The sequence below is a fragment of the Pseudomonas chlororaphis subsp. piscium genome (assembly GCF_003850345.1).
Taxonomy (GTDB): Bacteria; Pseudomonadota; Gammaproteobacteria; order Pseudomonadales; family Pseudomonadaceae; genus Aquipseudomonas; species Aquipseudomonas piscium.
In genome coordinates this window covers 5520149-5534129 of record NZ_CP027707.1, presented here as the reverse complement: position 1 = coordinate 5534129, position 13981 = coordinate 5520149, and the positions used below count along the sequence as shown (strand labels likewise).

At 58.6% G+C, this 13981-nt stretch carries 17 protein-coding genes and 1 tRNA gene; 17 read left to right on the top strand and 1 reads right to left on the bottom strand.

Features of this window, described 5'->3' with window-relative positions:
- Window positions 1-131 precede the first annotated feature (131 nt).
- The 13 genes from ruvC (at window position 132) to C4K38_RS24875 (ending at window position 9611) form a co-directional block, all read left to right on the top strand.
- Window positions 132-656, top strand: coding sequence for a crossover junction endodeoxyribonuclease RuvC (ruvC, locus tag C4K38_RS24935; protein WP_007931118.1), 525 nt, complete (start codon window positions 132-134; stop codon window positions 654-656).
- 114 nt (window positions 657-770) lie between these two features.
- On the top strand, window positions 771-1379 hold the full coding sequence (ruvA, locus tag C4K38_RS24930) for a Holliday junction branch migration protein RuvA (protein WP_009050469.1): 609 nt from the start codon (window positions 771-773) through the stop codon (window positions 1377-1379).
- Window positions 1380-2438: a Holliday junction branch migration DNA helicase RuvB gene (gene ruvB, locus C4K38_RS24925; protein WP_009045286.1), complete on the top strand. Its 1059-nt coding sequence runs from the start codon at window positions 1380-1382 to the stop codon at window positions 2436-2438. It abuts the gene before it with no gap.
- Window positions 2439-2577: 139 nt separating this feature from the next.
- Entirely contained in the window at window positions 2578-3045 is a 468-nt protein-coding gene (gene ybgC, locus C4K38_RS24920) for a tol-pal system-associated acyl-CoA thioesterase (protein ID WP_053280611.1), read from the top strand.
- Entirely contained in the window at window positions 3035-3730 is a 696-nt protein-coding gene (gene tolQ, locus C4K38_RS24915; protein ID WP_007931111.1) for a protein TolQ, read from the top strand. Before ybgC ends, tolQ begins: the two co-directional genes overlap by 11 nt.
- A 14-nt stretch (window positions 3731-3744) precedes the next feature.
- Window positions 3745-4197: a protein TolR gene (gene tolR / locus C4K38_RS24910; protein WP_007931110.1), complete on the top strand. Its 453-nt coding sequence runs from the start codon at window positions 3745-3747 to the stop codon at window positions 4195-4197.
- A complete protein-coding gene (gene tolA, locus C4K38_RS24905) occupies window positions 4197-5276 on the top strand; it encodes a cell envelope integrity protein TolA (RefSeq protein ID WP_053280610.1) in 1080 nt (359 codons plus the stop codon). The genes tolR and tolA overlap by 1 nt, the downstream gene beginning before the upstream one ends.
- A 38-nt stretch (window positions 5277-5314) precedes the next feature.
- Window positions 5315-6574 (top strand): Tol-Pal system beta propeller repeat protein TolB, encoded by a 1260-nt coding sequence (gene tolB, locus C4K38_RS24900; RefSeq protein WP_007931107.1) that lies wholly within the window; start codon window positions 5315-5317, stop codon window positions 6572-6574.
- A 52-nt stretch (window positions 6575-6626) separates the two neighbouring features.
- Window positions 6627-7124 (top strand): peptidoglycan-associated lipoprotein Pal, encoded by a 498-nt coding sequence (gene pal, locus C4K38_RS24895; protein WP_003178634.1) that lies wholly within the window; start codon window positions 6627-6629, stop codon window positions 7122-7124.
- A gap of 6 nt (window positions 7125-7130) precedes the next feature.
- Window positions 7131-7955: a tol-pal system protein YbgF gene (gene ybgF, locus C4K38_RS24890; RefSeq protein ID WP_025805899.1), complete on the top strand. Its 825-nt coding sequence runs from the start codon at window positions 7131-7133 to the stop codon at window positions 7953-7955.
- Window positions 7956-8121: 166 nt separating this feature from the next.
- The gene (queE, locus tag C4K38_RS24885) at window positions 8122-8769 is read left to right on the top strand and encodes a 7-carboxy-7-deazaguanine synthase QueE (RefSeq protein WP_053280609.1); all 648 of its coding nucleotides are present in this window, start codon (window positions 8122-8124) and stop codon (window positions 8767-8769) included.
- A gap of 1 nt (window position 8770) precedes the next feature.
- Window positions 8771-9472: a 7-cyano-7-deazaguanine synthase QueC gene (gene queC, locus C4K38_RS24880; RefSeq protein WP_053280608.1), complete on the top strand. Its 702-nt coding sequence runs from the start codon at window positions 8771-8773 to the stop codon at window positions 9470-9472.
- A 63-nt stretch (window positions 9473-9535) separates the two neighbouring features.
- Window positions 9536-9611: transfer RNA gene (locus tag C4K38_RS24875), tRNA-Lys, on the top strand.
- A gap of 96 nt (window positions 9612-9707) precedes the next feature.
- Here the strand turns inward: C4K38_RS24875 and C4K38_RS24870 are convergent.
- Window positions 9708-10592, bottom strand: coding sequence for a helix-turn-helix domain-containing protein (locus C4K38_RS24870; protein WP_053280607.1), 885 nt, complete (start codon window positions 10590-10592; stop codon window positions 9708-9710).
- A gap of 421 nt (window positions 10593-11013) precedes the next feature.
- Here C4K38_RS24870 and C4K38_RS24865 point away from each other — a divergent pair, with 421 nt between their 5' ends.
- From C4K38_RS24865 to C4K38_RS24850, 4 genes are all read left to right on the top strand, one after another.
- Window positions 11014-11205, top strand: a complete 192-nt coding sequence (locus C4K38_RS24865) for a Flp family type IVb pilin (RefSeq protein ID WP_025805894.1) — start codon at window positions 11014-11016, stop codon at window positions 11203-11205.
- A 695-nt stretch (window positions 11206-11900) separates the two neighbouring features.
- Window positions 11901-12092 (top strand): Flp family type IVb pilin, encoded by a 192-nt coding sequence (locus C4K38_RS24860; protein ID WP_053280606.1) that lies wholly within the window; start codon window positions 11901-11903, stop codon window positions 12090-12092.
- A gap of 29 nt (window positions 12093-12121) precedes the next feature.
- The gene (locus tag C4K38_RS24855; RefSeq protein WP_053280605.1) at window positions 12122-12640 is read left to right on the top strand and encodes an A24 family peptidase; all 519 of its coding nucleotides are present in this window, start codon (window positions 12122-12124) and stop codon (window positions 12638-12640) included.
- A gap of 14 nt (window positions 12641-12654) precedes the next feature.
- A complete protein-coding gene (locus tag C4K38_RS24850) occupies window positions 12655-13974 on the top strand; it encodes a DUF8689 domain-containing protein (RefSeq protein ID WP_053280604.1) in 1320 nt (439 codons plus the stop codon).
- Window positions 13975-13981 lie beyond the last annotated feature (7 nt).

Sequence of the window (13981 nt, the reverse complement as noted above, 5' to 3'; positions counted from 1 at the left end):
CGGCGGTTTCCCCCCTTTACACACAGGGTTAGGCTGTACCTGTAGGGGAGCTGTCGAAGGCTGCGATTTTTTGTTTCTCCGGCTTCTTCCGGCGTTACCTTAGGCAACCGAATTTTCTCTTTGCAGGCGTTATGACTCTTATTCTTGGTATCGACCCGGGTTCGCGCATCACCGGTTACGGCGTAGTACGTGATACCGGGCGTGGCTGCGTGTACGTGGCTTCGGGTTGCATTCGAACAGGCGCCGGCGAGCTGCATGAGCGGCTGCAAATCGTCTATCGCGGGGTTCGTGAGGTCATTCAGACCTACGGTCCGGTGACCATGGGCATTGAGAAGGTGTTCATGGCGCGTAATGCCGACTCGGCCCTGAAACTGGGCCAGGCCCGTGGCGCGGCGATCGTGGCGGGGGCCGAGGAAAGCCTGGAAATCGCCGAATACACCGCCACTCAGGTCAAGCAGGCCGTGGCGGGCACCGGCGGGGCTAACAAGGAACAGGTGCAAATGATGGTCATGCACTTGCTCAAGTTGACCAGCAAGCCGCAGATCGACGCCTCGGACGCCCTGGCGATTGCCATCTGCCATGCCCATACCCGTTCCAGCCTGCTGCCCCACGGCCTGGGTACCGCACGCAGTCGTGGCGGCCGCCTGCGTCTCTGATAGCATCTGCGCAAACATTTGATGAGTGGAGTATCCCGCGCCTGTCTGCCCGGCCCGGAACTCCGCTCTGTGACTCGCCGGCCGCTGGTCTGGCCTGAGCTAAGGATCTGAAACGTGATTGGACGCTTGCGCGGCACCTTGGCTGAAAAACAGCCGCCGCACCTGATTCTCGATGTAAACGGTCTGGGTTACGAGGTGGAAGTGCCCATGACCACCCTGTACCGCCTGCCGTCGGTCGGTGAACCGCTTACCCTGCACACCCATTTGGTCGTGCGTGAAGATGCCCAGTTACTCTATGGCTTTGCCAGCAAGCGCGAGCGGGACTTTTTTCGCGAACTGATTCGCCTCAATGGCGTAGGGCCGAAGCTGGCGCTGGCGCTGATGTCCAGCCTGGAGGTCGATGAGCTGGTGCGTTGCGTGCAAGCGCAGGACACCTCGGCGCTGACCAAGGTGCCGGGGGTCGGTAAAAAGACCGCGGAGCGCCTGCTGGTCGAGCTCAAGGACCGCTTCAAGGCCTGGGAAACCGTACCGAGCATGTTTGCCCTGGTGCCGAACCAGCCGGACGCGCCGATGCCGGTGGCCAGCGCCGAGACCGATGCGGTCAGTGCTTTGATCTCCCTGGGCTACAAGCCGCAGGAAGCCAGCAAGGCCGTTTCCGCGATCAAGGAAAAAGGCCTGAGCAGTGAAGACATGATTCGCCGCGCCCTGAAGGGAATGATTTAAGTGATAGAAGCAGATCGTCTGATCGCCGCCACGGGCCCCCGTGAGCGCGAGGAAGTCCAGGACCGTGCGATTCGCCCCGTCAGCCTGGCCGAATACATCGGCCAGCCGACGGTGCGCGAGCAAATGGAGCTGTTCATCCAGGCTGCCCGCGGGCGCAACGAGTCGCTGGACCATACCCTGATCTTCGGCCCGCCGGGCTTGGGTAAGACCACGCTGGCCAACATCATCGCCCAGGAAATGGGGGTGTCGATCAAGAGCACTTCGGGTCCGGTGCTGGAGCGCCCCGGGGATCTGGCGGCGCTGCTGACCAATCTCGAACCGCACGACGTGCTGTTTATCGATGAAATCCATCGCCTGTCGCCGATCGTCGAAGAAGTGCTGTACCCGGCCATGGAAGATTTCCAGCTGGACATCATGATCGGCGAAGGCCCGGCGGCCCGCTCGATCAAGCTCGACCTGCCGCCATTCACCCTGGTGGGGGCGACGACTCGCGCGGGCATGCTGACCAACCCGCTGCGCGATCGCTTCGGCATCGTCCAGCGCCTGGAGTTCTATAGCACCGCGGACCTGGCGACCATCGTCGGGCGCTCCGCCGGCATTCTCGGCTTGCCGCTGGACCCGGACGGCGCCTTTGAAATCGCCCGGCGTGCCCGGGGGACGCCGCGTATCGCCAACCGTTTGTTGCGCCGGGTGCGGGACTTCGCCGAAGTTCGCGCCAAGGGCCACATCACCAAACCCATCGCCGACCTGGCGCTGAACCTGCTGGATGTCGACGAGCGTGGCTTCGATCACCAGGACCGGCGCCTGCTGCTGACCATGATCGAGAAGTTCGACGGCGGGCCGGTGGGGGTCGACAGTCTGGCGGCCGCCATCAGCGAAGAGCGGCATACCATCGAGGACGTACTCGAGCCCTATCTGATCCAGCAGGGCTATATCATGCGTACGCCGCGGGGCCGTGTGGTGACCCGGCATGCCTATCTGCATTTCGGTCTAAACATTCCGTCACGATTGGGGGAGATGCCTGTGGTAGACGAATTCCTCGATGCCGTGGACGATTAATAGCCGCTTCGGCAGCGATTTATTCGCAGCCTGTGTGGTCCTAGGGGGCTGGCATTGCCGTTATTTCGCCAGAAAGCCGTTCGAGAATGAAAAACAGTTGCCCGGCCGGATTGGCAACCTGAGGAGTAAGCACTAGAGTATGCGCGCGCAAAACGGGCTTGAGTCGTTCGCACATCGTTGTCGCGTTTATTACGAAGACACCGATGCCGGCGGCATCGTTTATTACGTTAATTACCTTAAGTTTATGGAACGGGCTCGAACCGAGCGGCTACGAGATCTGGGCTTTGCCCAATCGCAGCTGGTAGGGGAGAACCTGTTGTTCGTCGTGCATTCCAGCGAAGCGCGCTACCACGCGCCGGCGCGACTGGACGACGAGCTTCTGGTAAGTGCAGAAGTCATCGAATTGAACCGGGCCAGCCTGCGCTTCAAACAGCAGGTCAGGCGAGCCACGGATAATGCACTGCTCTGTGAAGGGCAGTTTCTGGTGGCCTGTGTGCGCACCGACAATTTGAAACCCCGGGCCATTCCCGAAGCTCTACGTGCGGCCTTTGCCGGCGTGAGCGGCGCGGGTACACACTCAGAGCAGGAGATAAAGCGTGGAAGCTAACGTCGTCGACCATTCCTCCATGTGGAGCTTGGTCAGCAATGCCAGCATCGTTGTGCAGTTGGTAATGCTGACCCTGGTAGCCGCATCGGTGACCTCATGGATCATGATCTTTCAGCGCAGCAACCTGCTGCGTGCCGGTCGACGCGCCCTGGAGAGCTTCGAAGAGCGCTTCTGGTCGGGTATCGACCTGTCCAAGCTGTACCGTCAGGCGGGCAGCAACCCGGACCCTGATTCGGGTGTGGAGCAGATCTTCCGTGCCGGTTTCAAAGAGTTCTCGCGCCTGCGCCAGCAATCGGGCGTTGATCCCGAGGCGGTCATGGAAGGTGTCGCGCGTGCCATGCGTGTCGCCATCTCCCGTGAAGAAGAGAAGCTGGAGCAGAGCCTGCCGTTCCTCGCCACTGTCGGCTCGGTCAGCCCCTACATCGGTCTGTTCGGTACCGTCTGGGGGATCATGAACTCCTTCCGCGGCCTGGCCAGCGCCCAGCAGGCGACCCTGGCGACCGTAGCACCGGGTATCGCCGAAGCCCTGATCGCTACCGCGATCGGCCTGTTTGCCGCGATCCCGGCCGTTATTGCCTACAACCGTTTTGCGGCCCGTGGCGAGACCCTGATCAGCCGTTACTACACCTTCGCCGACGAGTTCCAGGCGATCCTGCACCGTAAAGTGCACACCAGCGAAGAGTGAGCAGGTAAATCCCCATGGCCCGAGTTCGCCACAAACGCAAGCCGGTTGCCGAGATGAACGTGGTGCCCTACATCGACGTGATGTTGGTACTGCTGGTTATCTTCATGGTGACCGCGCCGATGCTCAATCAGGGCGTGAAAGTCGATCTGCCCAAGGTTTCCAGCGAAGCCTTGCCGCAGGACAACAACACCCAGGTCCTGACCATTTCGATCAAGGCTGACAAGACCTACTACTGGAACCTTGGCAGCGAAGTCGACACCGACAAGCAGATGGACAAGGCCATGACCTTGCCGCAGATGACCGACGCGGTGACCAAGATCATTCGCGCCGGCAATGAAGGCGGCAAGCATACCCAGGTGTTCATCCGCGGCGACAAGTCCGTTGACTACGGTGCCGTCATGGGCGCCATGGGCGGGCTGCAGAAGGCCGGCGTCGGTAACGTTGGCTTGATTACCGAGGCGCCCTGATGCAGCAACAGCGAGAGCCGTCCGCCTCGGAAAGCTACTTCTGGCCTAGCGTGTGGGCAATTGCCCTGCACGTTCTGGTGTTCGGCATGCTGTTCGTCAGTTTTGCCATGACGCCGGAGTTGCCGCCGTCCAAGCCGATCGTCCAGGCGACCCTGTATCAGCTGCAATCGAAAAGTCAGGCGACCACCCAGACCAATCAGAAGATTGCGGGTGAAGCGAAGAAATCCGCCGCGCGCCAGACCGAAGTCGAGCAGATGGAGCAGAAAAAGGTCGAGCAGGAAGCGGTGAAGGCTGCGGAACAAAAGAAAGAAGAGGCTGCTCAAAAAGCCGAGGAAGCGAAAAAGGCCGACGAAGCCAAGAAAGCGGATGAGGCAAAGAAGGCTTATGAAGCCAAGAAAGCCGACGACGCGAAGAAGGCTGCGGAAGCGAAGAAGGCCGAAGAGAAACAATTGGCTGATATAGCCAAGAAGAAAGCCGAAGAAGAAGCCAAGAAAGCCGCTGAAGAAGAAGCCAAGAAAAAGGCCGCTGAAGAGGCGAAGAAAAAGATAGTCGAAGACGCGAAGAAGAAAGCCGCGGAAGACGCCAAGAAGAAAGCTGAAGCAGACGAGGCGAAGAAGAAGGTCGCCGAGGACGCGAAGAAGAAAGCCGCCGCCGACGCAGCCAAGAAAAAGGCTCAGGAAGCAGCGCGTAAATCCGCCGAAGAGAAAAAGGCCCAGGCCCTGGCTGATTTGCTTTCCGACACGCCACAGCGTCAGCAGGCCTTGGCGGACGAGCAGGGCGACGAAGTCGCGGGCAGTTTCGACGATCTGATTCGTGCTCGTGCAGCGGAAGGCTGGGCTCGTCCTCCTTCGGCGCGCAATAACATGACTGTCGTGCTGCAAATCGGCATGTTGCCGGATGGTACGGTGACTTCCGTGTCGGTGGCCAAGTCCAGCGGCGATGGTCCGTTCGATGCCTCGGCGGTAGCTGCGGTCAAGAACATTGGACGTTTGACAGAAATGCAGGGAATGAAGCCGAGCGATTTCGCTCCGTATCGTTCATTCAAGATGACATTCACACCTGAGGATCTAGCCTTGTGAGAAACCTTCTTCGAGGATTGCTTGTCGTTATTTGCTGTATGGCAGGGATAGCGACAGCGGATGAAAAGAATATTCTGGTCACCAGTGGCAGTGACCGGGCCACGCCAATCGCCGTAGTGCCATTCGGTTGGCAAGGGGGCAGCGTGCTGCCCGACGACATGGCGGAAATCATCGGCAACGACCTGCGCAACTCGGGTTACTACTCGCCGATTCCAAAGCAGAACATGATCAGCCTGCCGACCCAGGCCAGCGAAGTCATCTACCGTGACTGGAAGGCCCTGGGCGCCCAGTACATCATGGTCGGCAGCATTGTTCCGGCAGGCGGCCGCCTGCAGGTGCAATACGCCCTGTTCAACGTCGCCACCGAACAGCAAGTGCTGACCGGCAGCGTCTCGGGCAGCGTCGACCAGTTGCGCGACATGGCTCACTACATCTCCGACCAGTCGTTCGAGAAACTCACCGGTATCAAGGGCGCCTTCTCGACTCGCATGCTGTACGTCACGGCAGAGCGTTTCTCCGAGAAGAACACGCGCTACACCCTGCAACGCTCCGACTACGACGGCGCGCGTGCGGTGACCCTGCTGCAATCCCGTGAGCCGATCCTGTCGCCGCGCTTCGCGCCGGACGGCAAGCGCATTGCCTATGTGTCGTTCGAGCAGAAGCGTCCGCGCATCTTCGTCCAGCACATCGACACTGGCCGTCGCGAGCAGATCACCAACTTCGAAGGCCTGAACGGCGCGCCTGCCTGGTCGCCGGACGGCCAGCGCCTGGCGTTCGTGCTGTCCAAGGACGGCAACCCGGACATCTATGTGATGAACCTGGGTTCGCGCCAGATCTCGCGTGTGACCGCAGGTCCTGGCATCAACACCGAACCGTTCTGGGGCAAGGATGGTTCGACCATCTACTTCACCTCGGACCGTGGCGGCAAACCACAGATCTACAAGACCAGCGCCGGTGGTGGCGGTGCGGAGCGGGTGACTTTCGTGGGCAACTACAACGCCAACCCGAAACTGTCCGCGGATGAAAAAACCCTGGTCATGATTCACCGGCAGGATGGCTTCACAAACTTCAAGGTAGCTGCCCAGGATTTGCAGCGTGGCAACGTAAAAATCCTTACAGACAGCACACTTGATGAGTCGCCTACTGTTGCGCCCAACGGCACCATGGTAATCTACGCCACCCGCCAGCAGGGCCGGGGAGTCTTGATGCTCGTGTCCATTAATGGACGCGTGAGGCTCCCGCTTCCTACCGCTCAAGGCGAAGTCAGAGAACCGTCCTGGTCCCCTTACCTGAACTGACGCGGCGCTTTACGTTTTACTTAACACACTGGGGTTCATTAGGAGTTTCACGATGGAAATGCTGAAGTTTGGTAAGTTTGCTGCGCTGGCTCTGGCCATGGCTGTAGCTGTAGGTTGCTCCTCCAAAGGCGGCGACAACGCTGGTGAAGGCGCTGTTGATCCAAACGCTGGTTACGGCGCTAACACCGGTGCAGTTGACGGCTCCCTGAGCGAAGAAGCTGCTCTGCGCGCAATCACCACCTTCTACTTCGAATACGACAGCTCGGACCTGAAGCCAGAAGCCATGCGCGCTCTGGACGTTCACGCCAAAGACCTGAAAGCAAACGGCGCTCGCGTTGTTCTGGAAGGCAACACCGACGAACGTGGTACTCGTGAGTACAACATGGCTCTGGGCGAGCGTCGTGCGAAAGCCGTTCAGCGCTACCTGGTGCTGCAAGGCGTTTCCCCAGCTCAGCTGGAACTGGTTTCCTACGGCGAAGAGCGTCCAGTTGCTACCGGCAACGACGAGCAGTCCTGGGCTCAAAACCGTCGCGTCGAACTGCGTAAGTAATTCGTCATGCGAACGTGCCGTCGTGCTCTAACTGTCTTGGCTCTCAGCCTCGCGCCGCTTTCGGTGTGGGCTGCGGTTCCTGTGGTCGATAACAACTCAGGCTATAACAATAGCGGAGGCAGTTATCCGCCAGCGGGTTATGGCACGAACGGCGCCTATGCCGGGGGAGGGGTTTCGACCCCTGTCTCGGCACAGGGCGAGCTGTTCCAGCAACTGCAGCAAATGCAGGAGCAAATCGCACGGCAACAAGGTGTGATTGAAGTGCTGCAAAACGATGTTGCGCGCATGAAGCAGGAAAGCCTGGAGCGTTACCAGGATCTTGATCGGCGCATTGGAGCGGGCGGTGCACCTGCCGCGACTCCTGATAATTCTTCTGCCGGTGGCGATGCAAGTGCCGCCGGTGCAGCTGCCGGGGCTGCCTCGCAAGCTCCAGCGGCAAGCAGTGAACCGGGCGATCCGGCGAAGGAAAAGCTGTATTACGACGCCGCCTTCGACTTGATCAAGGCCAAGGACTTCGACAAGGCCAGCCAGGCTTTCGCCGCGTTCCTGCGCAAATACCCGAACAGTCAGTACGCGGGCAATGCCCAGTACTGGTTGGGCGAAGTGAACCTGGCCAAGGGCGACCTGCAAGGTGCCGGCCAGGCATTCGCCAAGGTCTCCCAGCTGTATCCGAAGCATGCCAAGGTGCCGGACTCGCTGTACAAGTTGGCTGACGTAGAGCGCCGACTGGGCCACACTGACAAGGTCAAGGGCATTCTGCAGCAGGTGGTGGCCCAATATCCGGGTACTTCCGCCGCCCAGCTGGCTCAGCGCGATCTGCAACGTATGTAATCGAGTTTGAGCTGTTTTGAAGAAACCCGCGCTTGCCGCGGGTTTTTTCGTTAGAATCCATGCCCTTTTTATGAAACACGCTTCCTGGGATTACCGTGTTTGCGGGATTCCTCGAGGTGCCTGACGGAGGCGGACAGCCTGTTTAGCTGTTACGCCCGTGGCGACTATGCAAGACACATTGAGAATTACCGAAGTTTTCTACTCGTTGCAGGGTGAAACTCGGACCGCCGGCCTGCCCACGGTATTTGTGCGCCTGACCGGTTGCCCGCTGCGTTGCCAATACTGCGACAGTGCCTACGCCTTCAGTGGCGGCACCATCCGTACCCTCGAGAATATTCTTGAGCAGGTCGCCGGTTTCCGCCCGCGTTACGTCTGTGTGACCGGGGGCGAGCCTCTGGCGCAACCTAATGCCATTCCCTTGCTCAAGCAGCTGTGTGACGCCGGTTACGAGGTCTCGCTGGAAACCAGCGGGGCCCTGGATATTTCTGCGGTCGATCCGCGCGTCAGTCGAGTGCTCGACCTGAAGACGCCAGGATCGGAAGAGGTCCAGCGTAATCGTTACGAAAACATCGAGCTGCTGACGCCGAACGACCAGGTCAAGTTTGTCATCTGTTCCCGCGAGGACTACGACTGGGCGGTTTCCAAGCTGATCCAGTATGGTCTGGAGCGGCGGGCGGGCGAGGTGCTGTTCTCGCCGAGCCATCACGACCTGAATGCGCGCGATCTGGCCGACTGGATCGTTGCGGACAACCTGCCGGTGCGCCTGCAATTGCAGCTGCATAAATATCTTTGGAATGACGAGCCGGGGCGCTGAGATGACTGAACAAGCACAGAACCAGGTTGCCACTGAAAAGCGTGCAGTAATCCTGCTGTCCGGAGGCCTGGATTCGGCCACCGTGGTGGCCATGGCTCGTGCCGAAGGTTACCGCTGCTACACCATGAGCTTCGATTACGGTCAGCGTCATCGCGCCGAGTTGCAGGCGGCCGAGCGTGTCGCTCGTGATCTGGGCGTGGTCGAGCACAAGGTGATCGGTCTCAACCTCAACGGTATTGGCGGCTCCGCGCTGACCGACAGCGCCATCGATGTGCCTGAGGCCCCGAGCGAAGGGATCCCGGTCACCTACGTGCCGGCGCGTAACACGGTGTTCCTGTCCCTGGCACTGGGCTGGGCGGAGGTGCTGGGCGCGCGGGACATCTTCATTGGCGTCAACGCCGTGGACTATTCGGGTTATCCGGATTGCCGTCCGGAGTTCGTCGAGGCCTTCGAACGCATGGCCAACCTGGCGACCAAGGCCGGGGTAGAGGGGCAGGGGTTCCGTATCCAGGCACCGCTGCAGAACCTGAGCAAGGCCGATATCGTCAAGGCAGGCGTCAAGCTCGGGGTTGATTACGGCCTGACCGTGTCCTGCTACCAGGCCGATGATCAAGGGCGTGCTTGCGGTAAATGCGACAGTTGCCGTCTGCGTGCGGAAGGTTTTGCTGCGGCCGGTGTCAGCGACCCAACAGCTTATTTTTGATTTTTTTCATATTGGGTGTTGAATTCTTTTTATAAATCAGTATTATACGCGCCACCACACAGCGGGTCGTTAGCTCAGTTGGTAGAGCAGTTGGCTTTTAACCAATTGGTCGTAGGTTCGAATCCCACACGACCCACCATTTTCTAGCAGTATTTAAAATCCGAAAGGCCCACGAAAGTGAGGATTTTCGGGTTTTTTTTTGCCTGCAGAAACGTATGGGGCTGGATTGGCCTGTTCATCGGCCTTCGATACGCAGCGGCAGGCTGTCGATCACCTGAGACAGTGTTTGCTCCAGTTCCACCTCTTCTTTTTTTACCAGTTCCGGGCTTCTTCGGCGTTGCCGGTATTCGCTGGGACTGGCGCCCGCGAATTGTTTGAAGGCGCGGGCAAAGTAGGACGGGTCCTTGAAGCCGACTTCATAGCCGATGCTGGTGATGGGCATCTGGCTGTTGTCGAGCAGATTCTTGGCGCAGTCCATGCGCTTGCTCAGGATGTAGTCCATGAACCCCAGGCCATGGACCTCCTTGAACAGACGGCTGAAGCGGAACGTGGTCATGCCGCAACGTTTAGCCAGCTCTTTCTGGTCGATGCTTTCACGAAAATTCTGCTCGATGTACAGCAGCACATCGCTGAGTGCCTGATGTTTCTGGTGCTCTGCGGTCAGCCGGATGCTGTCCGGCAGGGACGGGCCATGTTCGATCTGCAGTGTCTTGGCGCCGGATCCGTTGCTGTGGCGCAGTTCGTAGAGCTGCTTCAGCGCATGCAGGAAGCGCCGGATCTCCGCACTCGCGAGAGGGAGCACCATGTATTCCCAGACACGCGAACGCATGGCCCACACGGCGAGTTCTTCGGAGTGCTGCACCGTGAACATGGCGATGGGAATGGAGGGAATCTTGTGTTTGATCTCCAGCAACAGATTGAGCCCCGGCATGTCCGGGCGGTCATAGTGCATGCAGATCATGTCCGGTAGAGGATGAGCGTCCTTTTCGGGCAGAGACGCATCTTTCGCCACCCGGCAATCGCAGGCTGGACGAAACAGCGCGATCAGTTCTTCAGACGATCGGTCGCGGGTGAGGTCGAACCATAAAAGAGAGGGTTTTTGGGCCGACTCAGGTTTCATTTCCTTATTCCTTCCTGGTGTCTCACTGTCATTTCCTGGGCTGTCAGTATCGCCATTGGGCTTTGCGGGCAAAGGATCAAGTTCTGATAACGCTTCATAAATTTTCTTGATTACCTTCTATGTCTGACAGCGAGATAAGAGTCACAGGCAGCTCCTTGCTGTTGTGATCGCCTTTCTTGCACCACCGGCCACGGCTGAATCAATTTAGTGTTATATGAGAACAGCTTCTTTTCTGAAAAAAACTCTATCTGCCTGGTTTAGTTTCATTGGGGTTCTTTGCTGTCTGGCCAAGGGTCGCAAAAAAGTCCTAGAAGCCGACAATAAACTCCTAACTCTTTCTGTTAGCCCCTGACTAGGATTCAGTCAGGCGGTACAAATACTGATCGCCTTAAAGCAACTTTACTTATATGAGGTGAATAAAATGAATCTGCAAACAATCAAAACCTCGGTGCTGGCATTCATCGCGGACGAAGATGGTTTGACCATCGTGGAATATGCCGTGGCCGGTGGCCTGATCACTCTGGGGGCCGTTGCCGCGTTCGTGACTCTGGGCGGCAACGTGGCCACTGCCATTACCAGCCTGGGCTGTGCTGTTCAGGGCCAGGTGTGCTAACGACAACCGTTGTGCCAAGTCCTCAGTCCTGGGCTGGAGTTGCTTGTTGCTCGTACGCAGCCAGACTTCTCGGGTCTGGTTGTGGAGAGCGGTTTCCCTCGGGCTGAGGCCGTACCTGTGGTGCATGTGTGTTCCCGCCGTTTTTCTGTCTGATTTCGCCTGGACAGGATGGAGCCTTCTCAATCGGTATGTGCAGTCAGCGCACAGTACATGACGGATGGCTCCAGTCTTGGTCTCGAACGAGACAAATCGTCAAATGACCTTTGGCCTAGCACGGCTCCCATCGCTCTGCAGCGGCCTGCAAATTCTCTTTGCAGCTTCTGGAGTATCGTCGCTGTATTGCTCGCGTGAAGATCAAATCCTGATATGGAAGCCTCGGGTTACTTCGTTTCGCACTATGGTTTTGGTGCAGCGAACATGGCCGGGGCTTTTGTCGTTATCGACTGTGGCTCAGGCCGTTCTCGCGCCGAGGTCGAGGCTGTTTCAAGGGGCTTCAATTACTCTTTCCTTAGATAAACCATCTGTTCCTTGGGGTGTGTTGTTCCTGGTGCTTTTTTGCTTCTTTCAACAACAGCAATAAAGTCCTAACGATCAGCAAAAAACTCCTAACCCTCCCAATGTTCCCCTGACTAATGTTCAACCAGGCAGTACGCAAGTGCTGCTCTTAAACAAAAATACTTGAGTGAGGTGGGAAAATGAATCTGCAATCGATCAAGACTTCGGTCATCAAGTTCGCCAAAGACGAAGATGGCCTGACCATTGTGGAATATGCCGTGGCCGGTGGCCTGATCACTTTGGGCGCTGTTGCTGCGTTTATCACCTTGGGCGGGAACGTGGCCACTGCCATCACCAGCCTGGGATGCGCTGTCCAGGGTCAAGTCTGCTAACGCGCCAACTTCCACCGAGGGCTGCAGTCATGGGCAAAGAGCAATTGTTCGTTATTGCATTGATGCTGGGACTGCTGGGGATTGCGGTGGTGAACGATCTTCGTCACCACCGTATTCCCAACCTCTTGGTGCTGTTGGGGCTGGGACTGGGGATTGCCGGTCAGGCCTATTCCTCAGGCGTCATCGGGTTTGGTTATGGACTGCTGGGCATGTCGATCGGTTTTGCGGTTTTTCTCCCCATGTACGCCTTTGGCGGGATGGCAGCCGGCGACGTCAAGCTCATGGCCATGGTTGGCACCTTTCTCACTCCGCAACACGCCCTCTGGGCTGCGTTTTTCAGCCTGATTGCCGGTGGCGCGTGCGGGGTACTGATCGTGTTGGTACGTGGTCAAGTTCAACAGACCATGGGGCGCTACTGGCAGATGGTGAGAGCCAGGGCCTATTTTCCGCCGGCGGATGATGAAGTGGCCGGCAAACCCTTTCCCTATTCGGTTGCGATCCTGCTCGGCACATTGGCCAGCTTTCTCTGGTTGCCCCTTGGCCAGTAGCTCAGGAGAACATTATGTATGCCATCAGTAACAGCCGTCCGACCGGCAACGACCGGGAAGCAGTGCAGCGACTGGCTCCACAGCCACGCACGATCCTTGAGACCGGGCTGGCGGACAATTTCCTCGGAGACCTGGTCTGCAAGCATCTGCACGATGCGGGCGTACTGGACATGCCTCGACTGGTAGAGCGCCTGGCGCTGACGGGGGCGGTGGTTGAAGAAATCCTGACCTTCCTGCGCCAGGATCATCGGGTCGAGGTCCTTGGCCAAGCCGGTGGCCAGGGCTTGCGCTACGGGCTGACCGAGCGCGGCCGCAATGCTGCCCGGGATGCCTTGTCGCGCAGTGGTTATATCGGTGCGGCGCCATTTCCGGTGGGCGCGTACCGCTCGCTGCTCAAGGTACAGACCATTCACCATGGCCGTATCAGCGCCCGGGACATGCAGGCTTCCTTCGGCTCCATGGTGCTGGCGCAGAACATGCTCGATCAACTGGGCGTGGCCCTGAATTCCGGGCGCGCCATCATGATTTACGGGCCAGCAGGGACCGGCAAGACCTATGTCAGCAGTCGGTTGATCCGGCTGTTTTCCGAGTCCATCTGGGTGCCCTATGCCATTGCGATCAACGATGCGGTGATCGAGATCTACGACCCCCAGGTACACCGGCGTCTGGATGTCGGTGATCCGCAGAACAGTCTGATGCTCAATGAGGGGATCGACCGCCGGCTCCTGTGCTGTGAACGGCCGATCGTCATTACCGGCGGCGAGCTGACCATGGAACAGCTGGATATCCGCTACGACCCCTTCACTCGCCAGTACCAGGCGCCGTTGCAGCTCAAGGCCAGCAATGGTCTGTTCGTCATCGACGACATGGGGCGCCAGCGCATGGCTCCCGCGGAGTTGCTCAATCGCTGGATCGTACCGATGGAGGAGAAGCGTGACTTCCTCAACCTCGGCGGCGGGCGGCACTGCGAGTTGCCGTTCGACCTGATCCTGGTGTTTTCCACCAACCTGAACCCGTTGGAGCTGGCCGATGAGGCGTTCCTGCGGCGGATTGGCTACAAGCTGCAGTTCGGCTACCTCAAGCCCGAGGAGTACGAACGTATCTGGATTCAAGAGACGGAGCGCATGAACATCCAATACGACCCGCTGCTGTTGCGCTACGTCCTGGATGAACTCTATGGCGCTGAAAACATGCCGCTGGTGCCTTGCCACCCACGGGATCTCTTGAGCATGGCGCTCGATCGCCAGCGTTATCTGGGCGCCATCGGACCACTGTCAACCCTGGAACTGGAGTGGGCCTGGCACAGCTACTTCGTCCAGCTCGATTTTCTTTGAGTAAGGA

Coding starts and splice junctions, on each gene's coding strand:
- ruvC (WP_007931118.1), top strand. CDS start 132: ATGACTCTTATTCTTGGTATCGACCCGGGTTCGCGCATCACCGGTTAC.
- ybgC (WP_053280611.1), top strand. CDS start 2,578: ATGCGCGCGCAAAACGGGCTTGAGTCGTTCGCACATCGTTGTCGCGTT.
- tolR (WP_007931110.1), top strand. CDS start 3,745: ATGGCCCGAGTTCGCCACAAACGCAAGCCGGTTGCCGAGATGAACGTG.
- tolA (WP_053280610.1), top strand. CDS start 4,197: ATGCAGCAACAGCGAGAGCCGTCCGCCTCGGAAAGCTACTTCTGGCCT.
- tolB (WP_007931107.1), top strand. CDS start 5,315: ATGGCAGGGATAGCGACAGCGGATGAAAAGAATATTCTGGTCACCAGT.
- pal (WP_003178634.1), top strand. CDS start 6,627: ATGGAAATGCTGAAGTTTGGTAAGTTTGCTGCGCTGGCTCTGGCCATG.
- ybgF (WP_025805899.1), top strand. CDS start 7,131: ATGCGAACGTGCCGTCGTGCTCTAACTGTCTTGGCTCTCAGCCTCGCG.
- queE (WP_053280609.1), top strand. CDS start 8,122: ATGCAAGACACATTGAGAATTACCGAAGTTTTCTACTCGTTGCAGGGT.
- queC (WP_053280608.1), top strand. CDS start 8,771: ATGACTGAACAAGCACAGAACCAGGTTGCCACTGAAAAGCGTGCAGTA.
- C4K38_RS24870 (WP_053280607.1), bottom strand. CDS start 10,592: ATGAAACCTGAGTCGGCCCAAAAACCCTCTCTTTTATGGTTCGACCTC.
- C4K38_RS24865 (WP_025805894.1), top strand. CDS start 11,014: ATGAATCTGCAAACAATCAAAACCTCGGTGCTGGCATTCATCGCGGAC.
- C4K38_RS24860 (WP_053280606.1), top strand. CDS start 11,901: ATGAATCTGCAATCGATCAAGACTTCGGTCATCAAGTTCGCCAAAGAC.
- C4K38_RS24855 (WP_053280605.1), top strand. CDS start 12,122: ATGGGCAAAGAGCAATTGTTCGTTATTGCATTGATGCTGGGACTGCTG.
- C4K38_RS24850 (WP_053280604.1), top strand. CDS start 12,655: ATGTATGCCATCAGTAACAGCCGTCCGACCGGCAACGACCGGGAAGCA.